The 23762-nt window shown below is 40.2% G+C and carries 21 protein-coding genes, 1 tRNA gene and 1 riboswitch; of the genes, 19 read left to right on the plus strand and 3 right to left on the minus strand.

The genetic code is table 11. The annotated features are described in order from the left end of the window. Positions 1 to 157: 157 nt before the first annotated feature. Positions 158 to 1489 carry a hemolysin family protein gene (locus tag N5909_RS02040; protein ID WP_033681262.1) on the plus strand — a complete coding sequence of 444 codons (1332 nt, stop codon included), beginning with the start codon at positions 158 to 160 and terminating at the stop codon, positions 1487 to 1489. Between the two features lie 196 nt (positions 1490 to 1685). On the opposite strand, the gene N5909_RS02045 is transcribed toward N5909_RS02040, so the two are convergent. Further along, positions 1686 to 1756: transfer RNA gene (locus N5909_RS02045), tRNA-Cys, on the minus strand. A gap of 157 nt (positions 1757 to 1913) precedes the next feature. On the opposite strand from N5909_RS02045, the gene N5909_RS02050 reads away from it, so the two are divergent. The 8 genes from N5909_RS02050 (at position 1914) to N5909_RS02085 (ending at position 11549) form a co-directional block, all read left to right on the plus strand. Beyond that, positions 1914 to 3893, plus strand: coding sequence for a peptide ABC transporter substrate-binding protein (locus N5909_RS02050; RefSeq protein WP_020902007.1), 1980 nt, complete (start codon positions 1914 to 1916; stop codon positions 3891 to 3893). A 66-nt stretch (positions 3894 to 3959) separates the two neighbouring features. Next, the gene (locus tag N5909_RS02055) at positions 3960 to 5456 is read left to right on the plus strand and encodes an ABC transporter permease (RefSeq protein ID WP_020902008.1); all 1497 of its coding nucleotides are present in this window, start codon (positions 3960 to 3962) and stop codon (positions 5454 to 5456) included. Continuing rightward, positions 5456 to 6382 (plus strand): oligopeptide ABC transporter permease OppC, encoded by a 927-nt coding sequence (gene oppC / locus N5909_RS02060; RefSeq protein ID WP_004255894.1) that lies wholly within the window; start codon positions 5456 to 5458, stop codon positions 6380 to 6382. The genes N5909_RS02055 and oppC overlap by 1 nt, the downstream gene beginning before the upstream one ends. A gap of 8 nt (positions 6383 to 6390) precedes the next feature. Further along, the gene (locus N5909_RS02065; protein ID WP_000159550.1) at positions 6391 to 7458 is read left to right on the plus strand and encodes an ABC transporter ATP-binding protein; all 1068 of its coding nucleotides are present in this window, start codon (positions 6391 to 6393) and stop codon (positions 7456 to 7458) included. Positions 7459 to 7468: 10 nt separating this feature from the next. Beyond that, on the plus strand, positions 7469 to 8395 hold the full coding sequence (locus N5909_RS02070) for an ATP-binding cassette domain-containing protein (RefSeq protein ID WP_001291288.1): 927 nt from the start codon (positions 7469 to 7471) through the stop codon (positions 8393 to 8395). A gap of 455 nt (positions 8396 to 8850) precedes the next feature. Then, complete coding sequence (locus tag N5909_RS02075; protein ID WP_271630708.1) at positions 8851 to 9828, plus strand: ABC transporter substrate-binding protein; 978 nt, start codon at positions 8851 to 8853, stop codon at positions 9826 to 9828. Between the two features lie 11 nt (positions 9829 to 9839). After that, on the plus strand, positions 9840 to 10733 hold the full coding sequence (locus N5909_RS02080; protein ID WP_271630709.1) for an ABC transporter permease: 894 nt from the start codon (positions 9840 to 9842) through the stop codon (positions 10731 to 10733). A gap of 12 nt (positions 10734 to 10745) precedes the next feature. After that, the gene (locus tag N5909_RS02085) at positions 10746 to 11549 is read left to right on the plus strand and encodes an ABC transporter ATP-binding protein (RefSeq protein ID WP_271630710.1); all 804 of its coding nucleotides are present in this window, start codon (positions 10746 to 10748) and stop codon (positions 11547 to 11549) included. Between the two features lie 43 nt (positions 11550 to 11592). On the opposite strand, the gene N5909_RS02090 is transcribed toward N5909_RS02085, so the two are convergent. Continuing rightward, the gene (locus N5909_RS02090; RefSeq protein ID WP_271630711.1) at positions 11593 to 13032 is read right to left on the minus strand and encodes a TrkH family potassium uptake protein; all 1440 of its coding nucleotides are present in this window, start codon (positions 13030 to 13032) and stop codon (positions 11593 to 11595) included. 3 nt (positions 13033 to 13035) lie between these two features. After that, on the minus strand, positions 13036 to 14385 hold the full coding sequence (gene trkA, locus N5909_RS02095; RefSeq protein WP_225742257.1) for a Trk system potassium transporter TrkA: 1350 nt from the start codon (positions 14383 to 14385) through the stop codon (positions 13036 to 13038). Positions 14386 to 14573: 188 nt separating this feature from the next. On the opposite strand from trkA, the gene N5909_RS02100 reads away from it, so the two are divergent. The 10 genes from N5909_RS02100 (at position 14574) to N5909_RS02145 (ending at position 23721) form a co-directional block, all read left to right on the plus strand. Further along, positions 14574 to 15422, plus strand: coding sequence for an SAM hydrolase/SAM-dependent halogenase family protein (locus N5909_RS02100; protein ID WP_033681271.1), 849 nt, complete (start codon positions 14574 to 14576; stop codon positions 15420 to 15422). 15 nt (positions 15423 to 15437) lie between these two features. Next, entirely contained in the window at positions 15438 to 15983 is a 546-nt protein-coding gene (locus N5909_RS02105) for an ECF-type riboflavin transporter substrate-binding protein (protein ID WP_033681273.1), read from the plus strand. A gap of 168 nt (positions 15984 to 16151) precedes the next feature. Continuing rightward, positions 16152 to 17834, plus strand: a complete 1683-nt coding sequence (locus N5909_RS02110) for an ABC transporter ATP-binding protein (RefSeq protein ID WP_033681275.1) — start codon at positions 16152 to 16154, stop codon at positions 17832 to 17834. Beyond that, on the plus strand, positions 17819 to 18649 hold the full coding sequence (locus tag N5909_RS02115) for an energy-coupling factor transporter transmembrane component T family protein (RefSeq protein ID WP_033681277.1): 831 nt from the start codon (positions 17819 to 17821) through the stop codon (positions 18647 to 18649). Before N5909_RS02110 ends, N5909_RS02115 begins: the two co-directional genes overlap by 16 nt. A 315-nt stretch (positions 18650 to 18964) precedes the next feature. Continuing rightward, the gene (locus tag N5909_RS02120) at positions 18965 to 19477 is read left to right on the plus strand and encodes a GNAT family N-acetyltransferase (RefSeq protein WP_033681372.1); all 513 of its coding nucleotides are present in this window, start codon (positions 18965 to 18967) and stop codon (positions 19475 to 19477) included. A gap of 283 nt (positions 19478 to 19760) precedes the next feature. After that, complete coding sequence (locus N5909_RS02125) at positions 19761 to 20264, plus strand: tRNA (cytidine(34)-2'-O)-methyltransferase (protein ID WP_000181388.1); 504 nt, start codon at positions 19761 to 19763, stop codon at positions 20262 to 20264. A gap of 53 nt (positions 20265 to 20317) precedes the next feature. Next, positions 20318 to 20536: riboswitch (FMN riboswitch) on the plus strand. 153 nt (positions 20537 to 20689) lie between these two features. Beyond that, positions 20690 to 21253, plus strand: coding sequence for an ECF transporter S component (locus N5909_RS02130; RefSeq protein WP_000185823.1), 564 nt, complete (start codon positions 20690 to 20692; stop codon positions 21251 to 21253). Beyond that, positions 21243 to 21893 carry a phosphatase PAP2 family protein gene (locus N5909_RS02135; protein WP_033681278.1) on the plus strand — a complete coding sequence of 217 codons (651 nt, stop codon included), beginning with the start codon at positions 21243 to 21245 and terminating at the stop codon, positions 21891 to 21893. Before N5909_RS02130 ends, N5909_RS02135 begins: the two co-directional genes overlap by 11 nt. Before the next feature lie 272 nt (positions 21894 to 22165). Beyond that, the gene (gene pheS / locus N5909_RS02140; RefSeq protein ID WP_031237702.1) at positions 22166 to 23212 is read left to right on the plus strand and encodes a phenylalanine--tRNA ligase subunit alpha; all 1047 of its coding nucleotides are present in this window, start codon (positions 22166 to 22168) and stop codon (positions 23210 to 23212) included. After that, positions 23212 to 23721, plus strand: a complete 510-nt coding sequence (locus N5909_RS02145) for a GNAT family N-acetyltransferase (RefSeq protein WP_033681280.1) — start codon at positions 23212 to 23214, stop codon at positions 23719 to 23721. Before pheS ends, N5909_RS02145 begins: the two co-directional genes overlap by 1 nt. Positions 23722 to 23762 lie beyond the last annotated feature (41 nt).

Below are 23762 nucleotides of genomic sequence, written 5' to 3' on the forward strand. Positions count from 1 at the left end.
TGCGGATAGAACTGACGAAGTCAGTAACCATACCTACGGCAAGGTGAAGCTGACGTAGTTTGAAGAGATTTTCGAAGAGTATGAGAAAAAAATAATATGTACTGGATTAGATTTTGTGATATAATAAAGGATAAGATACTATTTTAGGAGAAGAACTATGGAAGACCCAAGTAGTCAGAATTTGTTGCTACAGTTTGTTTTATTGTTTATCTTGACGGTGTTAAATGCCTTTTTCTCAGCCACAGAAATGGCCATGGTTTCACTTAACCGTGCGCGTGTTGAACAAAAGGCAGAAGAAGGAGATAGACGCTATATCCGTCTGCTGAAGGTACTAGAAAATCCTAACCACTTTTTATCAACTATTCAAGTAGGGATTACTCTGATTACGATCTTATCAGGGGCGAGTTTGGCAGACACTCTAGGACGAGAAATTGCCTCTTGGCTTGGAAATGGTGAAACAGCTTATGCCGTTGCAAGTTTTCTATCTTTAGCATTTTTGACTTATATTTCCATCGTTTTTGGGGAATTGTATCCTAAGAGAATCGCTCTTAATCTAAAGGATGCCTTGGCCATTCGTACAGCACCAGTTATTATTGGTTTGGGGAAACTAGTTAGTCCCTTTGTTTGGCTGTTATCTGCATCTACCAATCTCTTGAGTCGCTTGACTCCGATGACCTTTGATGATGCTGACGAAAAAATGACCCGTGATGAAATTGAGTACATGTTGACAAATAGTGAAGAAACACTAGATGCTGACGAAATTGAGATGTTACAAGGGATCTTTTCACTGGACGAATTAATGGCCAGAGAAGTCATGGTTCCTCGAACGGATGCCTTTATGGTCGATATTCAGGATGATAGTCAAACCATCATCCAAAGTATTTTAAAACAAAATTATTCTCGTATCCCTGTCTATGATGGAGACAAGGATAACGTGATTGGAATCATTCACACCAAGAGTCTTCTTAATGCAGCCTTTGTGGACGGTTTTGACAATATTGTTTGGAAGAAAATCTTACAAGATCCACTTTTTGTTCCTGAAACTATTTTTGTGGATGACTTGTTAAAAGAACTGCGCAATACCCAAAGACAAATGGCAATCTTGCTGGATGAATACGGTGGGATGGCTGGTTTGGTGACCCTGGAAGACCTCTTAGAGGAAATCGTTGGCGAAATCGATGACGAAACAGATAAGGCTGAAATCGAAGTTCATAAAATTGGAGAAGATACTTATATTGTTCAAGGTACCATGAATCTCAATGATTTTAATGACTACTTTGATGTTGAACTGGAAAGTGATGACGTTGATACCATCGCTGGTTACTATTTGACAGGAGTGGGGACCATTCCAACGACTGAGAAACTCAGTTATGAATTAGTAAGTCAAAACAAGCAGCTTATCCTAACCAATGATAAAGTGAAAAATGGACGTGTTACCAAGGTAAAAGTCCAAATTACCGAAGTTGAAATAGAAGAAGAAACAGAGTAAACTAGAGGCTTTTGTCACCAGGTGTGACAAAGCTTTTTTCAGTTGATTTCAAAAGGGAATTGAGTCCTCGAAAAACTCAGTCCCAACCTAGTCCCAAAAGTTTTTTAAGGTTATACGTATTTATTCGAGTAAAAAGAAAAAAGCCCTTTATATTGGGCTTTCTGTTTAAATGAAACTTGAAAAATCAAGTTATAGAAGGCGGTAGACGGATTTGAACCGACGATCAAGCTTTTGCAGAGCCGTGCCTTACCACTTGGCTATACCGCCTTAACGTTTATTATTATACCTTGAAAATGATTTTCAGTCAATAGCTTTTTCAGATTTTTTGTATCAATAAGCCTAAATATTCTGAAAATTCGTTTACTTTTCTTGAAATCTATGATATAATTAATGATAACCTATACTTTATCAGAGGAGTAAATAAATGAAAAAAAGTAGAGTCTTTGTTGCAGCAGGAGTTGCTTTATTGGCAACAGGTGTGTTAGTAGCTTGTGGGAATTCAAAATCATCTGATTCGACAGCTCCAAAAACCTATGGCTATGTCTATTCGGCTGACCCAGAAACATTAGATTATATTATTTCTGGAAAAGAGAGTACGAAAGTGGCTACTTCAAACGGGATCGATGGCCTCTTCACAAATGACAAATACGGGAATTTGACTCCTGCGGTTGCAGAAGACTGGTCTGTATCAAAAGATGGATTGACATATACCTACAAAATTCGTAAAGGTGTCAAATGGATGACATCCGATGGTGAAGAATATGCCGAAGTGACTGCTAAAGACTTCGTGAATGGATTGAAACATGCGGCAGATAAGAAATCAGAAGCTCTATATCTAGCTGAAACTTCTGTTAAAGGTTTATCTGATTATTTGGCTGGGAATTCAAAAGATTTCTCTACAGTAGGTGTTAAAGCGGTTGATGACTATACTCTTGAGTATACTTTGAACCAACCAGAACCTTACTGGAACTCTAAGATGGTTTATTCAATTTTCTGGCCATTAAACGAAGAATTTGAAAAATCAAAAGGCTCTGATTTTGCTAAAGCGACAGATCCTACATCATTGCTATATAATGGACCTTTCTTGCTTAAAGGTTTGACTGCTAAATCTTCTATCGAATTTGCTAAGAACGAGCAGTACTGGGATAAAGAGAATGTTCATTTAGATACAGCAACACTTGCATATTTTGATGGTTCGGACCAAGAATCACTTGAGCGTAACTTTACAAGTGGAGCTTATAGTTTTGCTCGTCTTTACCCAACAAGTTCAAACTTCTCAAAGGTAGAGGAGTCATACAAGGATAATATTTTCTACACTCCGTCAGGAGCTGGTATTGGAGGTTTAGGTGTAAATATCGATCGACAAAATTACAAATATACATCTAAAACGACAGATGAAGAGAAAACATCTACTAAGAAAGCTCTTCTTAACAAAGACTTCCGCCAAGCCTTGAACTTTGCCTTTGACCGTACAGGTTATTCTGCTCAAGTTAACGGTAAAGAAGGTGCTCCTCTCGCAGTTCGTAATTTATTTGTGAAACCAGACTTTGTGACTGCAGGCGAAAAAACTTTCGGTGACTTGGTTGCTGAAAAAGTTAAGACTTATGGAGATGAGTGGAAAGATGTAAACTTTGCTGATGGTCAAGACGGTCTCTTTAACGCTGACAAAGCTAAAGCAGAATTTGCTAAAGCTAAAACTGCTCTGGAAGCAGAAGGTGTGAAATTCCCTATCCACTTGGATGTTCCAGTAGACCAAACCTCTAAAAACTTTGTCGCACGGATTCAGTCGTTCAAACAATCAGTTGAAAAAGTTTTAGGCGAAGAAAATGTTGTCATCGATATTCAACAAATTTCTAAAGATGAATTCTTTAATGCGACTTATTATGCTGCTAATGCGGCAGCTGAGGATTGGGATCTTTCAGGTGCGGTTGGATGGAATCCTGACTATGAAGATCCATCAACTTACCTTGATATCCTTAAATCAACTAATAGTGAGCAAACGAAAACTTATATGGGGTATGATGACCCATCAAATGCAGCTGCAGCTAAAGTTGGTGTGAAAGATTACGATAAATTGCTTGATGAAGCTGGAAAAGAAACAAGTGATCTTAACAAACGTTATGAAAAATATGCTGCTGCTCAAGCTTGGTTGACAGACAGTTCACTCTTCTTACCAGCTATGTCTTCTAGTGGTGCTGCACCATTCATTTCTCGTGTTGTACCATTCTCAGCTTCTTATAGCCAATCTGGAGACAAAGGTTCAAATCTCTACTTCAAATATATTCAGTTACAAGACAAAGTTGTAACAAAGGCTGATTATGAACAAGCTCGTGAGAAATGGATTAAAGAGAAAAAAGAATCAAACGAAAAAGTTCAAAAAGAATTGACTAAACACGTTAAATAAATAACTCTCAAGGGAACTTTCTCTCCATGAGGAGAAGGTTCTTTTGGGATTTAAAAAGGAAACGATATGAAGAAATATATTTTTATGCGTGTCTTGCGGTCATTGGTTTCTATCTTCTTAGTAACAACCTTGACTTACACGATTATCTATACAATGGTTCCTCGAAAATTGATTTTCAAACAGGATACCAACTATAACAAGATTGCGACAACTGCTGATAAGCGTGATAACTATGAGAACACTGTTTATGAGCGTATGGGCTATATCGAGTACTACGATACCAAGGAATTGCAAGAAAAAGCCAGCCAGATGGATGCCTCTGTAACAGTTGAAGCTAATGACACCAACAAGGCTATCTATGAAAAATACATCAAACAAATCGGTCATGGTTGGACCTTGGGAGAATTTACTGAAAGTGGCCAATTCTACGCTACACGTGAAATTCCAATTTTTGAACGTGTGTTTAAATTCTATGCAAACTTGCTTGATATCGACCACACAAACAAGATTCAGGACCCAGAAAATCCAAATTTGGAGCGTTATTTGCGTTTTGAAAATGATCCCGCTATCGGCTGGTCTCTGGTAGGTTCAGGGACTAAACACAAGTACCTCTTGTACTTCAATAGTCAGTTCCCATTTGTTCACCAAAACTTTGTGAACTTGAATTTGGGTGATTCATATCCAACTTATGCTAATACTCCTGTGCTTCAAGTTATCACACAAGGACAAGGTCAAACTAAGACATCAGAAGTGCAATTCCCAACTGGTAAGAAAACATCTTCAGTTAATATCTACTCAAGAACCTACAAATCGCCTAGTCAGGCTGATTCTCGTGAAGTAGCTAACTATGGGAAAGATGACCCATATACTGCAACTGAAAGCAACTACCAATATCCTTCTATGATTGCTAGCTCTGCAGTCGTTGGATTGATTGGTTTGGTGATTTCTTATGCGATTGCCGTGCCACTTGGTTCAGCTATGGCTCGCTTCAAGAATACTTGGATTGATAGCTTCTCAACAGGGTTTTTGACCTTCTTGATGGCCCTTCCAACCATTGCCTTGGTTTACATTGTTCGTTTGATTGGATCATCAATTGGTCTTCCAGATTCATTCCCTATCTTGGGTGCTGGAGATTGGCGTTCGTATGTTTTACCAGCAGTTATCCTTGGTTTATTGGGTGCTCCTGGTACAGCTATTTGGATTCGTCGTTACATGATTGACTTGCAATCACAGGACTTTGTTCGTTTTGCTCGTGCAAAAGGTTTGTCTGAAAAAGAAATTTCAAACAAACACATCTTTAAAAATGCCATGGTTCCGCTGGTTTCAGGAATTCCTGGTGCTGTTATCGGGGTTATCGGTGGTGCAACCCTTACTGAAACAGTCTTCGCTTTCCCAGGTATGGGTAAAATGTTGATTGACTCTGTAAAAGCATCTAATAACTCTATGGTCGTAGGTCTTGTCTTCATCTTTACATGTATTTCTATCTTCTCACTTCTTTTGGGAGATATTTGGATGACTATTATTGACCCACGTATTAAATTGACTGAGAAAGGAGGCAAATAATGTCTACAATCGATAAAGAAAAATTTCAGTTCGTAAAACGTGACGATTTTGCCTCTGAAGCCATTGATGCGCCAGCCTATTCATACTGGGGCTCAGTGTTTAGACAATTTATGAAGAAGAAATCAACTGTAGTCATGTTGGGAATCTTGGTAGCTATCATTTTGATGAGTTTCATCTACCCAATGTTTTCTAAGTTTGATTTCAATGATGTCAGCAAAGTAAACGACTTTAGTGCTCGTTATATCAAGCCAAATGCTGAGCATTGGTTCGGTACAGACAGTAACGGTAAATCTCTCTTTGACGGTGTCTGGTTCGGAGCTCGTAACTCTATCCTCATTTCTGTGATTGCGACAGTGATTAACTTGGTTATCGGTGTTTTTGTCGGTGGTATTTGGGGAATTTCAAAATCAGTTGACCGTGTGATGATGGAAGTTTATAATGTCATCTCAAACATCCCATCTCTTTTGATTGTCATTGTCTTGACTTACTCAATCGGAGCTGGATTCTGGAATCTGATTTTTGCTATGAGTGTGACTACTTGGATTGGTATTGCTTACTCAATTCGTATTCAGATCATGCGTTATCGTGACTTGGAGTATAACCTTGCTTCACGTACACTTGGAACACCAACCTTTAAGATTGTTGTAAAAAACATTATGCCACAATTGGTATCTGTTATCGTTACGACGACATCTCAAATGCTTCCAGCCTTTATCTCATACGAAGCTTTCCTTTCATTCTTTGGACTTGGATTGCCGATTACAGTTCCAAGTTTAGGTCGTTTGATTTCAGATTACTCTCAGAACGTAACGACAAATGCATACCTCTTCTGGATTCCATTGACAACTCTTGTCTTGGTATCCTTATCCCTTTTCGTAGTTGGTCAAAACTTAGCGGATGCTAGTGATCCACGTACACATAGATAGGAGTAGAAATGACAAAAGAAAAAAATGTAATTTTGACTGCTCGCGATATTGTCGTGGAATTTGACGTTCGTGACAAAGTATTGACAGCCATTCGCGGCGTTTCCCTTGAACTAGTTGAAGGAGAAGTATTAGCCTTGGTAGGTGAGTCAGGATCAGGAAAATCTGTTTTGACAAAGACTTTCACAGGTATGCTTGAAGAAAATGGTCGCATTGCCCAAGGTAGCATTGACTACCGTGGTCAAGATTTGACAGCTTTATCTTCTCACAAGGATTGGGAACAAATTCGTGGCGCTAAGATTGCGACTATCTTCCAAGATCCAATGACTAGTTTGGACCCAATTAAAACAATTGGTAGTCAGATTACAGAAGTTATTGTAAAACACCAAGGAAAAACAGCTAAAGAAGCGAAAGAATTGGCCATTGACTACATGAATAAGGTTGGGATTCCAGATGCAGATAGACGTTTTGATGAATACCCATTCCAATATTCTGGAGGAATGCGTCAACGTATCGTTATTGCGATTGCTCTTGCCTGCCGACCTGATGTCTTGATTTGTGATGAGCCAACGACTGCCTTGGATGTGACCATCCAAGCTCAGATTATTGATTTGTTGAAATCTTTACAAAACGAGTACCATTTCACAACAATCTTTATCACCCACGACCTTGGTGTGGTGGCAAGTATTGCAGATAAGGTAGCGGTTATGTATGCAGGAGAAATCGTTGAGTATGGAACTGTTGAGGAAGTCTTCTATGACCCTCGCCATCCATATACATGGAGTCTCTTGTCTAGCTTGCCTCAGCTTGCTGATGATAAAGGGGATCTTTACTCAATCCCAGGAACACCTCCGTCACTTTATACTGACCTGAAAGGGGATGCCTTTGCCTTGCGTTCTGACTATGCAATGCAAATTGACTTCGAACAAAAAGCTCCTCAATTCTCAGTATCAGAGACACATTGGGCTAAAACTTGGCTACTTCATGAGGATGCTCCAAAAGTAGAAAAACCAGCTGTGATTGCAAATCTCCATGATAAGATTCGTGAAAAAATGGGATTTGCCCATCTGGCAGACTAGGAGGAAGGAAATGTCTGAAAAATTAGTAGAAATCAAAGATTTAGAAATTTCCTTCGGTGAAGGAAGTAAGAAGTTTGTCGCAGTTAAAAATGCTAACTTCTTTATCAACAAGGGAGAAACGTTCTCGCTTGTAGGTGAGTCAGGTAGTGGGAAAACAACTATTGGTCGTGCGATAATTGGTCTAAATGACACAAGTAATGGAGATATCATTTTTGATGGTCAAAAGATTAATGGTAAGAAATCGCGTGAACAAGCTGCGGAATTGATTCGTCGTATCCAGATGATTTTCCAAGACCCTGCCGCAAGTTTGAATGAACGTGCGACTGTTGATTATATTATTTCTGAAGGTCTTTACAATCACCGTCTGTTTAAGGATGAGGAAGAACGTAAAGAGAAGGTTAAAAATATTATCCGTGAAGTGGGGCTTCTTGCTGAGCACTTGACTCGTTACCCTCATGAATTCTCAGGTGGTCAACGTCAACGTATCGGTATTGCCCGTGCCTTGGTCATGCAACCAGACTTTGTTATTGCGGATGAGCCAATTTCAGCCTTGGACGTGTCTGTTCGTGCCCAAGTCTTGAACTTGCTTAAAAAATTCCAAAAAGAACTCGGTTTGACCTATCTCTTTATAGCCCATGACTTGTCTGTCGTTCGCTTTATTTCAGATCGTATCGCAGTTATTTACAAGGGTGTTATTGTAGAGGTTGCAGAAACAGAAGAATTGTTTAACAATCCAATTCATCCTTATACTCAAGCCTTGCTTTCAGCGGTACCAATCCCAGATCCAATCTTGGAACGTAAGAAGGTCTTGAAGGTTTACGACCCAAGTCAACACGACTATGAGACTGATAAGCCGTCTATGGTTGAAATCCGTCCAGGTCACTATGTTTGGGCGAACCAAGCCGAATTGGCACGTTACCAACAAGGATTAAACTAATAATGGTTTTATAATTTCCATGTCAACTTTTATGGAAATTATAAACCTTTTTTTGTTGGACTGATTTGAAAAAACTTTGAAAGAGTTTTCGAAAGAATTTTCGAAAAATTTTAAAAAATTCTGAAATATTCTTGACAGCTAATGAAAAAGGTGGTAAGATAGGAAACATCAAAAAAAGAAAGCAGAAAAAGAAATGAACAAAAGACAAGCTGTAACTATGAATCAAAACTTTTACTTTAGCTACTTTAGATAGTGTTTGTAGACATGTCACCATGGATGCAAACAGTTCAAGCAATTTGTTTGTATCTATGTGGCTAAGATTTTTGATTGTGGTCCATATAGATGAATATCTAAATGGACTAGCTAAGTTGTAACTTGTTAGATTATTTCAAGCATCCGTTTAGATAGTATCTAGGCGGTTTTTTGTTTTATCTTTTCTGAGAAGGAGTTTCATTATGAAAGTTGTTCGAAAATTACTAGCCCCTCTCTTGGTAGTGGGTATCCTCTTGACCTCTCTGATTAGTTTACATCAGTTGAAGGCAGATAAGAAAAAAGATGTGTTTCGTATCGGTATTTCGCAATTTATTACCCACCAGTCCATAGACGCTACTAGAGAAGGTTTTGTGGATGAACTAGCCAAACAAGGCTATGTGGAGGGGAAAAATATTGAGATAGATTTGCAAAATGCACAAGGAGAACAACGAAATCTTAAAACGATTTCCCAGCAACTAGCAGAATCCAGTGATGTCGTTCTAGCCATCGCAACGCCTTCTGCTCAGAGCTTGGCCAATACAACGCAAACGACACCGGTTATCTTTTCAGCTGTAACAGATCCTGTCAGTGCCAAGTTGGTTGAGTCAAGAGAGCATCCTGGAGGCAATGTGACTGGGACAAGCGATCAGTCATCAGATGCCATTTCAACCCAAATCAATTTGATAAAGAAAGTGTTGCCAAAAGCTAAAACAATTGGAATTCTCTATACTCAGAGCGAGCCAAACTCAGTTGTCCAAAAGGATGAAGCTAAGCGTCTTCTGGAAGAAAAAGGCTTTACCGTTGTTGAAAAAACAATCTTGGACAGTAACAACGTCAAGGCTGCTACAGAGAGCTTGATGGCAGAGGTGGATATGGTTTTTGTACCAACGGATAATATCATTTCATCAACCATGGAAACAGTCAAGCAGGTTTCTATTAAACACAAGGTTCCAGTATTCGGTGGTTCCACAGAAATGATTGCTGTTGGTGGCTTGTATAACTACGGAACCAATTATGAAGAATTGGGAAGACAGACAGCCCGCATGCTGATTCGTGTTTTAAAAGGTGAAAAGCCAGAAAATATAGCAGTTGAGTTGCCTGAAAAACTGGAATTGCATACCAATCAAGAAATGGCAGATGCATTGGGAATTGATATTAGTAAGTTAGAAGGCAAGGAATAAGGAGGTTTAAGATGAATTTTGTATTATCTAGTTTATCAGAAGGTTTGCTATGGTCGATTATGGCTATTGGGGTCTACTTGACTTTCCGTATTTTGGATATTGCGGATATGACAGCTGAGGGAGCCTTTCCTTTGGGGGCAGCAGTCGTTGTATCACAGATACAGGCAGGGACAAATCCTTGGATTGCGACCTTACTAGCTTTGCTGGCAGGTATGGTAGCAGGTCTTGTATCAGGAATGCTCCACACAAAGTTGAAAATTCCTGCTCTCTTGACAGGTATTGTGACCTTGACAGGGCTTTATTCGATCAATATTAAAATCATGGGAAGCGTGCCTAATCTTTCCTTGGGAGATTCTGCAACTGTCTTTAAACAATTGGCTAGCTTGGGACTGACAAATGAAGAAGCTGTTTTCTCATTCAGTTTGGCCTGTCTCTTACTTGTTTGTTTGGTCTTGACTCTTTTGATGAAAACAGAGATTGGCTTGGTCTTGCGTTCGACTGGGGACAATATTCCGATGAGTGAGGCCAATGGGGTCAATGTAGACACCATGAAGATTGTTGGTTACATGATTTCAAACGGTTTGATTGCCTTATGTGGTTCCTTGTTTGCCCAAAATGATGGATTTTCAGATGTGACTTCTGGGACAGGAACCATTGTTGTTGGTTTGAGTGCAGTTATTATTGCGGAAGTTTTGATACACGACTTGACCATTGGAGGCCGCTTGTTATCCATCGGAATTGGTGCTATTGTATACCGTTTGATTATTTTAAATATCTATGAAATCCCAAATCTAGATCAAAACTTAGTACGTCTCTTTAATGCAATCTTGTTAGCCTTAGTTTTATTTGCACCAGAATTGCAAAAGCGCTTAAAGATTCGTGGTCTGAAATTGAGAAATGAATAGGAGGAGAAAGTTATGGTAAGTTTGTTAACGCTTGAAAATATTCACAAAACATTTGAAACAGGGACGGTCAATGAGAACCATGTCCTCAAAGGATTAGATTTAGAGGTTGAAGAGGGAGATTTTATCTCTGTGATTGGTGGAAATGGAGCAGGGAAATCCACTTTGATGAATATCTTAGCTGGTAATCTATCGGTGGACGAAGGAGACCTTATATTGGCAGGTAAATCCATTAAAAATCTGAGTGTCAGAAAGAGAGCCAAGGATATTGCCCGTGTTTTTCAGGATCCTAAGATGGGAACAGCTTCGCGTTTGACGATTGAGGAGAATATGGCTATTGCCTTGAGACGTGGGCAAAAGAGAGGGCTTGGTTGGGGTGTGAAGGAGAAGGATAGAATCCAGTTCCAAGAAGCCTTGAAAGAGTTGAATATTGGCCTTGAAAACCGCTTGAAAGTGGATACTCAATACCTTTCAGGAGGACAAAGACAGGCCTTGACCTTAGTCATGGCAGCCTTGGTGAAACCCAAACTTTTGCTTTTAGATGAACACACTGCGGCACTTGACCCGAAAACGAGTCAAATGGTGATGGATTTGACGCAAAAAATTGTGGAAGATCATCAGTTGACGACTTTGATGATTACCCACGATATGAACCATGCGATTGAGTACGGGAATCGTCTTATTATGCTCTATCAGGGTAAGATAGTGGTGGATGTCAAGGGAGAGGAGAAAAAGCATCTGACGGTTGAAGATCTCATGCATCTCTTCCAGAAAAATAGTGGGCAAAGTTTAGTTAGCGATGAATTGGTTTTGGGATAAAGAAAAACACCACACTTTGTAAGACACAAGGTGTGGTTGTATTTTATCTCTTAGACCAAGTCCTCTTCATGAAGAGAAGTAGGATTGGGTATATCTCCAAGCGGCCTGCAATCATTGCAAAGGAGAGGAGAATTTTTGAGATAGGACTAAAGATTGAGAAACTAGAAGTGGTTCCTAGGATAGGCCCAATATTATTGAAACAGCTAAAGACAGCGCTGGTCACAACCAGAAAATCATTGCTATCTAGGCTGACAATAAAGATAAGGGATAGCAAAATCATAGAATAGATGACAAAGTACTTGAGAATCTTATGCTGGGTATCTTTGTCAATCACTGTTTTATTAACATGGAGGGTCAAAACACGGTGGGGCGATAGGATTGACAAAATCTGATTTTTAGCAATTTTTGAAAGGATAAGACCTCGAATAACCTTGAGTCCACCTGCGGTTGAACCAGCAGAGCCACCGATACCCATGAGGAAGAGAAGGATAAACTGGGAGAAGAGGGGCCAGTTGGTAATATCTCCGTAACCAAAACCAGTCGTTGTAATGATATTGGAAACCTGGAAGAAGGCCATTTCAAAGCTCTTGGAAAATCCTGAGTAGAGATAGAGGGTATTGAGGCTAATCAAGCCTGTCGAAACCAGCACGATGACCAAGTAAGCCCGAAGTTCTTCGTCACCAAAGAAGGCTTTGACGCGACGGAGCATGAGGTAGTAGTAGAGATTGAAATTTACCCCAAAAACCAAAACCCCGATACTAACCAGATAGGTAATCAGTGAGCTACCATAGTGAGCAATTCCATCGTTATAGACTGTAAAACCTCCTGTACCTGCTGTTCCCATGGCAATGACAAAACTATCAAATAGGGGCATGCCAGCCAGATAATAGATGATGACAAAGAGTGAAAAGAGAGCTAGATAAAGGAGATAGAGAATTTGGGCAGTGTTTTTGAGTTTGGATACAACCTTACCAAAGACGGGACCAGGAACCTCAGCCTTCATCACTTCTAGGTGGCTATTCTTGGCATTATCCATAATAGCAAGTGCAAAAACAAGCACTCCCATCCCTCCGATCAAGTGGGTAAAACTTCGCCAGAAGAGGAGGGAACGGCTGAGGACCGAAACGTCGTTCAGAATAGTTGCTCCAGTAGTTGTAAAGCCAGAGCTGATTTCAAAAAAGGCATCGATAACGCTGGGAATTTGCTTAGCAAAAACAAAGGGGAGACCACCAAAGAAAGACCAGAGGATCCAACAGAGGGCAACAATCAAGACTCCCTCCTTGGCATAAATCCGTTGATTTTTGGGCTTTTGTAAAATTCCTGAACCGCCTAGTAATACGAGAATCCCTATTGTTGAAAAGAGGGCCGTAAAGACTTGGCTCGATTCACGGTAATAGACAGCGACAGACACAGGAACCAAAAGAAGAACAGCTTCAATCAAAAGTAATTTTGAAAGGAGGTAACGAATCATACTTTTATTCATTTCTTACCTCGCGATCAAGTCATAAATCTTGGTGATGTTTGGCAACAGGGTTGTTACTAGGAGCTTGTCTCCAACTTCCAGCATATCCTCCCCAGTAGGGAAAATAGTCTTGCCTTTTCGAATGATAGCTGCAATAAGAACCCCTTTTTTCAATTTCAGTTGAGAAAGAGGTTTGGCAGTCATCTTATTAGCTTCCTTGATATGGAATTGCAGGGTTTCGATTTGGCCATTTGCTAGATGGTGCATGGCTTGAAGGTCTGAATACTGGGCATTAACTCGACCACGAATGAAGTGCATAATCGTATCTACAGCGATGCTTTTAGGTGTGATGATACTTGAAAAATCAGGCGCATTGATAATCTCGAGGAGACTGGTACGATTGACCTTAGTAATATTTTTCTGTACACCTACCCTGTCAAGGAACATAGAGGTAATCAGATTTTCCTCATCGACTCCTGTTAGAGTCGCAACGGCATCATAGTTTTGAGCACTTTCTTCCAGCAGGATATCTTTTGCGGTACCATCTCCTTGAACGATGTAGAGATTTGGGAATTTCTCGCTAAAGAAGCTAGCGATTTCAGGATTGATTTCAATAACCTTGGTATCGATACGACTGTCTTTGAGGATACCTAGTAGATAATAGGCAATTCTACCAGCTCCAACAATAAGAAGACTCTTCACGGCACGAGATTTAAAATAATTATGGAAGAGCATCATATCAACACGGTTACCAGTGACAAAGATTCTATCTTTATCCTGTATGGTCATGTCACCACTTGGGATGATAATTTGATGATCTCTTTCGATCGCACAGACAATGACATTGCCAAATTTTTTCCGAAAATCAGAAATGGGCATTTGGCAAAGACCACTGGAGGATTTAACAGTGAATTCCATCAAGCTGACCCGTCCACCAAAGAAACGTTCGACAGAGAGGGCGTTGGGGAAGTCAATGATATTCGCGATAGCGCGGGCAGCCAAGAGCTCAGGATTAACGATAAGAGAAAAACCGAGAATATTCTTTTCCTTGAAATAAGAGTTAGAATATTCAGGGTTCCGCACCCGAACGATGGTCTCTTTAGCTCCCATTTTTTTGGCTAGAACGGCTGCAATCATGTTCACTTCATCGTATTCAGTCAGGGCGATAAAGATATCACAATCTTGGACACTGGCTTGCTCAAGGATGGTAAAATCAGCCCCGTTACCAAGGATACCCATGATATCAAAGCGATTAACAATATGATTGAGGACGGCTTCGTTTTGTTCAATCAGTAAAACATCGTGCTTTTCTGCAACCAAGGAGCGACAGAGGGCAGAACCAACTTTTCCCCCTCCGACAAGGATAATTTTCATAATAAAACCTACTTCTTCATTATGTAACTATCATACCTTTTTTCAAGAAAAAATGCACCTACTAGCTAATCAGCAGAGTTTTTAGTAGGAAATTTGCTATAAGGTAAAACTATACCCTAACCAATTGAAATAGCTATTAGCTACTTTCTAGAAAATATGGTATGATAAAGGACATACGGGGAGACAAAATGAATAATAATTTACTGGTATTACAATCAGACTTTGGTTTGGTAGATGGTGCGGTATCGGCTATGATTGGAGTGGCTTTAGAAGAGTCTCCAACCTTAAAAATTCATCATTTGACGCACGACATCACGCCTTATAATATTTTTGAGGGGAGCTACCGTCTCTTTCAGACGGTGGATTACTGGCCTGAGGGAACGACATTTGTATCGGTGGTCGATCCAGGTGTCGGCTCGAAACGTAAGAGTGTAGTTGCCAAGACTGCAAAAAATCAATATATTGTTACGCCAGATAATGGGACGCTTTCTTTTATCAAGAAACACGTTGGCATTGTAGCTATTCGTGAGATTTCTGAAGTGGCCAATAGACGTCGAAATACAGAGCATTCTTATACCTTCCACGGTCGTGATGTTTATGCCTATACTGGTGCTAAACTGGCCAGTGGTCACATTACTTTTGAGGAAGTAGGGCCAGAGCTCAGTGTGGATCAGATTGTGGAGCTTCCAGTTGTAGAGACTATCATAGAAGATCATTTGGTGAAGGGAGCTATTGATATTCTGGATGTGCGTTTTGGTTCGCTTTGGACCTCTATCACAAGGGAAGAATTTTACAAACTGGAACCAGAATTTGGTGACCGTTTTGAGGTTACTATCTATCATGCGGATATGCTGGTCTATCAAAATCAGGTTGTTTATGGCAAATCATTTGCAGATGTGAGAATTGGGCAACCAATCCTTTACATCAACTCACTCTATCGTTTAGGTCTGGCAATTAACCAAGGTTCCTTTGCCAAAGCTTACAATGTGGGTGTCGGTTCATCTTGGACCATTGAAATAAAGAAAATAGAATCATAAAATAGGAGAATATAGATGAAAAATCAATCAATTAAACAAGTTGTTGCTATCGGTCTTGGAGCTGCGCTCTTTGTTGTCATCGGGATGATCAGCATTCCGACACCTGTTCCAAATACAAGCATCCAGCTTCAGTATGCGGTACAGACCCTCTTGTCTATCATTTTTGGCCCTCTAGTGGGACTACTTGTTGGTTTAATTGGGCATGCGGTGAAGGACGCTATTGCTGGCTACGGTCTTTGGTGGACATGGATTATTGCTAGTGGTCTCTTTGGTCTAACTGTGGGGCTATTTAGAAAATACATTCGAGTAACACAGGGTGTTTTTGAGTTGAAGGATATTGTCTTCTTTAACCTTATTCAGATTGTTGCAAATGCTCTTGTTTGGGGTATCTTGGCACCACTTGGAGATGTTGTGATTTATCGAGAAGCGGCAGAAAAAGTATTTGCTCAAGGGATTGTTGCAGGTATTGGTAATGCTGTAACTGTAGCTATCGCAGGAACCCTTCTCTTGCTAGCTTATTCACGTACGCAGACTCGTTCAGGAAGTTTGAAAAAGGACTAAGATAAAGGAAAAGGCTGGGTGACCAGTCTTTTTCACTGTTTATAGTCTAGTCAGGTAACCAGTCTAGGATAGGAATCTTGTTGGCGCTAAGATTTTAAGAGAAGAGACTGCAAGAAGGGGTTAATTTATGATAAAATAGAAGTCTAAGAAGCGAATGAAGAGAGTAAGATGAAAGAAGCTATAATTGAGTGGAAGGATTTCTCTTTCCGGTATGAAACGCAACAAGAACCGACCTTGCAAGGGGTGGACTTGACCATTTACAAGGGAGAGAAAGTCTTAATTGTTGGGCCATCTGGGTCAGGCAAGTCTACCTTGGGTCAGTGTTTGAATGGGATTATTCCCAATATTTACAAGGGTCAGCAGTCTGGAGAATTTTTGATAAAGGGTCAAGCAGCCTTTGATATGAGCATCTATGATAAATCTCATCTAGTCAGCACAGTTTTGCAGGATACAGATGGGCAGTTTATCGGTCTGTCCGTGGCAGAAGATTTGGCTTTTGCTCTGGAAAATGATGTGACAGCTCTAGATGAGATGAAAAATCGTGTTCATAAATGGGCAGAAAAGTTGGACCTTATTTCTTTACTGAATCAGCGTCCTCAGGATTTGTCAGGTGGACAAAAGCAGCGGGTTAGTCTGGCTGGTGTTTTGATTGATGAAAGTCCGATTCTCTTGTTTGATGAGCCACTCGCCAATCTGGATCCCAAGTCAGGTCAGGATATTATCGAATTGATTGACCAGATTCATAAGGAGGAGGGGACGACGACCCTTATTATCGAGCACCGTTTGGAGGATGTTCTGCATCGCCCTGTGGATCGGATTATCTTGATAAACGATGGCCGTATCCTTTTTAATGGGAGCCCTGATCAGTTACTGGCGACTGATTTATTGACACAAAATGGCATTCGAGAACCCCTTTATCTAACGACTCTCCGTCAATTGGGTGTGGATTTAGCCGCGGAAGAACAATTAGTAGATCTGGATAACTTGTCTATCTCAAAAGGTCAGGTCCAGTTGCAGATAAAACCGGCAAAAGAGACGTCAGAATTGCAGTCACTTTTTAGATTAGAGGATGTTTCTTTTGCTTATGATGATAGACCGATTTTAAAATCCCTACATTTGGATATTAAAAAGGGTGAAAAGATTGCTATTGTCGGAAAAAATGGAGCAGGGAAGTCAACCCTTGCCAAGGCCTTAAGTAGCTTTATTCAGACGGAAGGTCACTACCTTTGGAAAGGACAGGATATAAAAGGAGATTCTGTTGCAGAGCGGGCGGAACGAGTAGGCTATGTGCTGCAAAATCCCAATCAAATGATTTCAACCAACATGATCTTTGATGAGGTGGCTCTAGGGCTCCGTTTGCGAGGTGTGGATGAGAAGGAAATTGAAACGAGAGTCTATGAAACCTTGAAAATCTGTGGTCTCTATGAATTCCGTAATTGGCCTATTTCTGCCCTGTCATTTGGTCAGAAAAAACGTGTGACTATTGCCTCGATTTTGGTCTTGGGGGCTGAAATTATCCTCCTAGATGAACCGACAGCAGGTCAAGACCAGAAGAATTATACTGAGATTATGGAATTTCTCGAAGAGTTGCATCAAAAAGGTCATACCATTGTCATGATTACTCATGATATGCAATTGATGCTGGATTATTCAGACCGAGCCCTTGTCATGGTGGATGGGGAATTGATTGCCGATACTGATCCAGCTAGTCTGTTGAGCAATACTGAGCTGTTAGTGAAAGCCAATCTAAAAGAAACTTCTATCTTCAACTTGGCTAAAAAACTAGATGTGGATCCACTTGCTTTAACGGCATTTTACAAGGAAAGGAGAGAAGGATGCAAGCTAAATTAATCGGTTACCAGCATAGAGATACTGTGATTCATCGTTTGTCAGGAGCTGGCAAACTCCTCTTTTTCATCCTTGTATCATTGGCGGCCATGATTAGCTATGATACCAGACTACTTGTTCTGATTGCTATTTTTTCGGTCTTTCTCCTCTATTTGTCAGAAATCCATTTTAAAGATGTTTCCTTTGTGGCCGTTTTTGCGACGGTATTTGCCGTTTTAAACGTCTTGATGGTCTATCTCTTTTCTCCCGAGTATGGGGTTGGACTTTACGGAGAGAGAAGTGTGATTTGGCAGGGAATCGGTGTCTACACTCTGACCAGCCAAGAGCTCTTTTATCTGCTAAATCTGGCCATTAAGTACCTTTGCACCATTCCTCTGGCTATTATCTTTTTGATGACAACCCACCCTAGTCAGTTTGCTTCCAGTTTAAATCAAATTGGTGTGCCTTACAAGATTGCCTATTCAGTCAGCCTGACCTTGCGCTATATTCCAGATTTGCAGGAAGAATTCTTTACTATCAAGATGTCTCAGGAGGCGCGTGGGATGGAATTATCCAAGAAAGCTTCTCTCATGCAACGAATCAAAGGCAATCTGCGCATTATCACTCCCTTGATTTTTAGCTCGCTAGAACGCATTGATACCATCGCGACCGCTATGGAGCTTCGCCGCTTTGGGAAAGAGAAAAAACGCACTTGGTATAGTTATCAGGCCTTGAAAAAAGGAGACTATATTACCTTGCTCTTGGCAGCCTTGTTTTTAGTAACTAGTTTACTACTTATTTTGCAGAATCAGGGACGATTTTACAACCCTTGGAAATAGTATTGTCAAAGTTTTTATTAGATAAGTAAAGAGAAATTATTCTATAACTTTTTATTGATAGATTGTATGAGAAATAAAGTTAATAATTGTATACTTGAAACTTTTTGACAAAACATGAATTAGCTTGTATATTTTACAGTAGAATTTACACTACAAAATCAAAGTTATTCAAATATAATCATTTTCAACTAAGTTCAGTGTCATAATGTAGAGACGATATAAAATAGTAAAAGTACTTAATTTAAATCGTGTTAATTTCACTTTGTGTAAACATGAGAAAATTTGAATGTAGATAATGATGGGAGAGGATTTGTAATGATCAGTTTAGAGCTGTTGTGTGAAGAAAATAGTTTAGACGTCTATTCTTTTGAAAAAGAAAATCGAGAGTATTTTGAGCGGAATTTACCTCCTAGACCAGCTAACTATTTTGATTTAGAAGGTTTTAAAGAAATTACGAGGGAATTGTTAAGGGAACAAGAGAATCATGATGTCTACATGCATCTTATTAGAGATTCGCAAGGCGTTATGGTCGGAAGAATCAATTTAAGTGTTTTAGAGAATAATCGAAAAACAGCAGAGATTGGGTATAGGATTGGGGAAAATGTTAGCAATTTAGGTTATGCCAGCGAAGCGGTTAAACTCGTTTTAGAAAAAGCCTTCACGACTTATGGTTTCAATAGAATCATTGCAGGAACGGCAACAGGTAATCTAGCCTCTCAGAGGGTGCTTTTAAAAAATGGCTTCATCTTTAGTAGGGTTATAGAAAATGACTTACAAATTCATAATGAGTGGCTTCATACAGCAGTATTTGAGATAACGAGGTCATAATATCATCATTCCCAGTCCACAGATAGGTATAAAAGAGTAAGCAATTTTTGCAGATATTTAAGAATTTTCTCCTAGAAACCCCAGGAAATAGCTTGAAAAAATTGAAAAAATCAAGTCGTTTCTATTGACAATGATTCTGAAAGTGTTATACTAAGAAAGTAGTTTCGCTGATTTACTTCAAACCTGTTGTGAGGTAAGTTAACGATGCCTTAACCACGCTGTTTGCTGAGCTTGACTCCGGGCAGTGTGGCTATTTTTTTGCAATGGTAAAAGGAAGCAAGTCATGACAAATCACATTGTATTATTTGAACCACAAATTCCACAAAATACAGGCAACATTGCGCGTACTTGCGCTGCAACCAATTCTCCCCTCCACATCATCAAGCCTATGGGCTTTCCTATCGATGACCGCAAGATGAAGCGAGCTGGGTTGGATTATTGGGATAAGCTAGAGATCTATTTTTACGAGAGTTTGGAAGATTTCATGTCTCAGATGAAGGGAAAACTCTATCTGATTTCGAAATTCGCGGAAAAAGTCTATTCTGAGGTGGATTTATCGACTGACGAGGACCATTATTTTCTTTTTGGACGTGAAGACAAGGGTTTGCCTGAGGACTTTATGCGAGAACATCCTGAGAAGGCTCTCCGTATTCCCATGAATGATGAACATGTCCGCAGTCTCAATGTGTCTAATACCGTCTGCATGATTGTCTACGAAGCTCTTCGCCAGCAGAACTTTGCAGGTCTTGAGCTTGTTCATACATATGAAGTGGATAAATTGAAATAAAAAATGAAAATGAACAAAATGCTTGCGCTTGCAAGCGTTTTTTGTTATGATAAAAGAGTCTTCAGGGCAGGGTGTGATTCCCGACCGGCGGTAAATTTGACCAGCTATTTTAGCTTTCTCGTCGTTGTCTTGTCTCGATATACTTTAAGTATTATCTTCGACTGCGACGCCTAGATAAATCTAAAATATCTTAGCCAAATAAGTCCGCGAGCGCAAGCTGATGTGGTGAGATTCCACAACCGACAGTATAGTCTGGATGGGAGAAGACGAAAGAATAGCTTTGTCTGTTCTGATAGATTTATAGCTAAATTGTAACCGTTTGCTCAATAGAGTGCGAGGGAACTTTTGGGGTATAAAAAGTGAGAATAGATAGGGGAATCCTTTCTAACTTCTTCTGATTTTATAGAAAATTGGAGGAACCTGTTATGACAAACACACGTCGACTTTCGACCATTGCGATTCTATCAGCCATCTCATTTGTGCTGATGTACTTTGACTTTCCGCTTTTGCCAGCGGCGTCCTTCCTCAAGATCGAATTTAGTATCTTGCCAGTCCTTGTGGGTCTGGTGGTCATGGATTTGCCTGCTGCTCTAGGAATTCTCTTGCTTCGCTCACTCTTGAAATTGCTTCTTAATAGTCAAGGAGTGAATACTTACATTGGTTTGCCGATGAATATCGTAGCTTTGGGAGTTTTTGTCATCGTATTTGCTTTGATTTGGAAAAAGGAACGGACAACCCTTCGTTTCCTACTAGGCTCTCTAGCTGGAACTATTGGTTTAACCGTGGCTATGTTAGTTCTCAACTATGTTTATGCTGTTCCTTTGTACGCTAAGTTTGCTAACTTTGATATTGGAAAAATTTTGGGACTTTCCAACTACCTAATGACTATGGTGTTGCCTTTTAACTTGATTGAGGGTGTCATCTTTTCCGTTTCATTCTGGTTGTTGTATGTTCTCTTGAAACCAACCTTAAAACATTATGAAAGATAAACAAACATTTTTAATGAAGGGCAGTTTTGCCCTTTTACTTTTCGTTATTCTTGGTTACATGGTCAAATTTTACCCTGAAATGTTGGTCAATTTTGACCAATCGATTCAGTCTGCCATTCGAGGGGATTTACCAGATTACTTGACTGTTCTTTTCCGAGCCATCACACGCCTGATTGATATTCCAGTGATTATCACTTGGGTTGTCATTGCAGCTTTTGCCTTTTATCGTAAGCGGTGGAAGATAGAAAGTTTCTTCATGCTGGGAAATCTGGCTTTGGCAGGTCTTTTAATCGTGACCTTTAAAAATATCTACCAGCGCCCACGACCAGCTATTTTACACTTGGTTGAGGAGAAGGGATTTTCTTTCCCAAGTGGCCATTCTCTGGCTGTGACGCTGATGGTAGGGACTTTGATTGTTATTCTTAGTCAGCGGATTAAAGATCCGGTCTGGAGAAAAATCGTACAAATCGTCCTTGGCCTCTACCTAGTCAGTGTGTTGGTATCAAGGGTCTATCTGGGAGTTCATTATCCATCAGACGTTCTTGCCAGTCTCTGTGTCGGCTTGGGAGTCTTGTTTATAGAGTTTCCCTTTTATGACGAGCTACGCTTCCAATGGCGATTTAAAGGCAAGCAGAAGTGAGATAGGTCTTGCAAGAATGGTAAAAATCTGATAAACTATACAGTAATTGAATAGAAATCTGCAAGACTAGTAACTCAAGGGAAGTATATCAGGGAGGAGAGCCATGACTGCAAGCTCTCTATATGAAAGCTGGGTGAATTCACTTGCGCATGGATTTAGAAATGAAGGTCTGACTTGTCAGATAAAAACGGATGGTACCGCGTGTCAACGCTCCGAGTGGAGTGTTTGGCATGTGGTTTTCTTTTTATCTACGAGCGACTGATGGAGGAATTATGTCAACTATTGAAGAACAATTAAAAGCGCTTCGTGAAGAAACGCTGGCTAGCTTGAAGCAGATTACTGCTGAAAATAAAAAAGAGATGCAAGATTTGCGTGTTTCTGTCCTTGGGAAAAAGGGTTCACTTACTGAAATCCTCAAAGGGATGAAAGATGTCTCTGCTGAGATGCGTCCGATTATCGGGAAACACGTCAATGAAGCTCGTGATGTCTTGACAGCAGCCTTTGAAGAAACAGCTAAACTATTGGAAGAAAAGAAAGTCGCAGCTCAACTGGCTAGCGAGAGTATCGATGTGACACTTCCAGGTCGCCCTGTTGCGACGGGTCACCGCCACGTTTTGACACAAACCAGTGAAGAAATCGAAGATATTTTCATTGGTATGGGTTACCAAGTCGTGGATGGTTTTGAAGTGGAGCAAGACTACTATAACTTTGAACGTATGAACCTTCCGAAAGATCATCCAGCCCGCGATATGCAGGACACATTCTATATCACTGAAGAAATCTTGCTCCGTACTCATACATCTCCTGTGCAGGCGCGTGCTATGGATGCTCATGATTTCTCTAAAGGCCCTTTGAAAATGATCTCACCAGGGCGTGTCTTCCGTCGTGACACAGACGATGCGACCCACAGTCACCAATTCCACCAAATCGAAGGTTTGGTTGTTGGGAAGAACATTTCTATGGCAGACCTTCAAGGAACCCTTCAGTTGATTGTGCAAAAAATGTTTGGCGAAGAGCGTCAAATTCGTTTGCGCCCCTCTTACTTCCCATTCACAGAACCATCTGTTGAGGTGGATGTTTCGTGCTTCAAATGTGGTGGTGAAGGATGTAACGTATGTAAGAAAACTGGTTGGATTGAAATCATGGGTGCTGGTATGGTTCACCCACGTGTTCTCGAAATGAGTGGAATTGATGCAACGGTCTACTCTGGATTTGCCTTTGGTCTTGGACAAGAGCGTGTAGCTATGCTCCGTTACGGAATCAACGATATCCGTGGATTCTACCAAGGAGATGTCCGCTTCTCAGAACAGTTTAAATAATGATTAAAAAAGTAGAACTGGCAGATGTTGGGGTGTTGGCCAAAATTGCCAAACAAACCTTTCGTGAAACATTTGCTCATGATAATACAGAAGAGCAGTTACAGGAATACTTTGAAGAGGCTTATAGTCTGAGAGTTTTGTCAACTGAGTTGGAAAAGCCAGAATCCGAAACCTATTTCATTATGCATGAAGAGGAGATAGCTGGTTTTCTCAAAGTCAACTGGGGAAGTGCTCAGACTGAGAGAGAATTAGAGGATGCTTTTGAAATTCAACGTCTCTATGTGCTACAAAAATTCCAAGGATTTGGACTAGGTAAGCAACTGTTTGAATTTGCTCTGGAACTTGCTACAAAAAATAGTTTTTCCTGGGCTTGGCTAGGTGTTTGGGAGCATAATACAAAAGCTCAAGCATTTTATAATCGATATGGTTTTGAAAAATTTAGCCAACATCATTTTATGGTTGGTCAAAAAGTAGATACGGATTGGTTACTGAGAAAGAAATTAAGGTAAGAAGAGGATTCTTCTATTGAAATGATAGGAAAGGAAAAGAA

The organism is Streptococcus gwangjuensis (assembly GCF_028156745.1).
Taxonomy (GTDB): domain Bacteria; phylum Bacillota; class Bacilli; order Lactobacillales; family Streptococcaceae; genus Streptococcus; species Streptococcus gwangjuense_A.

Bases quoted from the DNA above. Each gene is read 5' to 3' on its own strand.
- N5909_RS02040 (WP_033681262.1), top strand. From the start codon at position 158: ATGGAAGACCCAAGTAGTCAGAATTTGTTGCTACAGTTTGTTTTATTG.
- N5909_RS02050 (WP_020902007.1), top strand. From the start codon at position 1,914: ATGAAAAAAAGTAGAGTCTTTGTTGCAGCAGGAGTTGCTTTATTGGCA.
- N5909_RS02055 (WP_020902008.1), top strand. From the start codon at position 3,960: ATGAAGAAATATATTTTTATGCGTGTCTTGCGGTCATTGGTTTCTATC.
- oppC (WP_004255894.1), top strand. From the start codon at position 5,456: ATGTCTACAATCGATAAAGAAAAATTTCAGTTCGTAAAACGTGACGAT.
- N5909_RS02065 (WP_000159550.1), top strand. From the start codon at position 6,391: ATGACAAAAGAAAAAAATGTAATTTTGACTGCTCGCGATATTGTCGTG.
- N5909_RS02070 (WP_001291288.1), top strand. From the start codon at position 7,469: ATGTCTGAAAAATTAGTAGAAATCAAAGATTTAGAAATTTCCTTCGGT.
- N5909_RS02075 (WP_271630708.1), top strand. From the start codon at position 8,851: ATGAAAGTTGTTCGAAAATTACTAGCCCCTCTCTTGGTAGTGGGTATC.
- N5909_RS02080 (WP_271630709.1), top strand. From the start codon at position 9,840: ATGAATTTTGTATTATCTAGTTTATCAGAAGGTTTGCTATGGTCGATT.
- N5909_RS02085 (WP_271630710.1), top strand. From the start codon at position 10,746: ATGGTAAGTTTGTTAACGCTTGAAAATATTCACAAAACATTTGAAACA.
- N5909_RS02090 (WP_271630711.1), bottom strand. From the start codon at position 13,032: ATGAATAAAAGTATGATTCGTTACCTCCTTTCAAAATTACTTTTGATT.
- trkA (WP_225742257.1), bottom strand. From the start codon at position 14,385: ATGAAAATTATCCTTGTCGGAGGGGGAAAAGTTGGTTCTGCCCTCTGT.
- N5909_RS02100 (WP_033681271.1), top strand. From the start codon at position 14,574: ATGAATAATAATTTACTGGTATTACAATCAGACTTTGGTTTGGTAGAT.
- N5909_RS02105 (WP_033681273.1), top strand. From the start codon at position 15,438: ATGAAAAATCAATCAATTAAACAAGTTGTTGCTATCGGTCTTGGAGCT.
- N5909_RS02110 (WP_033681275.1), top strand. From the start codon at position 16,152: ATGAAAGAAGCTATAATTGAGTGGAAGGATTTCTCTTTCCGGTATGAA.
- N5909_RS02115 (WP_033681277.1), top strand. From the start codon at position 17,819: ATGCAAGCTAAATTAATCGGTTACCAGCATAGAGATACTGTGATTCAT.
- N5909_RS02120 (WP_033681372.1), top strand. From the start codon at position 18,965: ATGATCAGTTTAGAGCTGTTGTGTGAAGAAAATAGTTTAGACGTCTAT.
- N5909_RS02125 (WP_000181388.1), top strand. From the start codon at position 19,761: ATGACAAATCACATTGTATTATTTGAACCACAAATTCCACAAAATACA.
- N5909_RS02130 (WP_000185823.1), top strand. From the start codon at position 20,690: ATGACAAACACACGTCGACTTTCGACCATTGCGATTCTATCAGCCATC.
- N5909_RS02135 (WP_033681278.1), top strand. From the start codon at position 21,243: ATGAAAGATAAACAAACATTTTTAATGAAGGGCAGTTTTGCCCTTTTA.
- pheS (WP_031237702.1), top strand. From the start codon at position 22,166: ATGTCAACTATTGAAGAACAATTAAAAGCGCTTCGTGAAGAAACGCTG.
- N5909_RS02145 (WP_033681280.1), top strand. From the start codon at position 23,212: ATGATTAAAAAAGTAGAACTGGCAGATGTTGGGGTGTTGGCCAAAATT.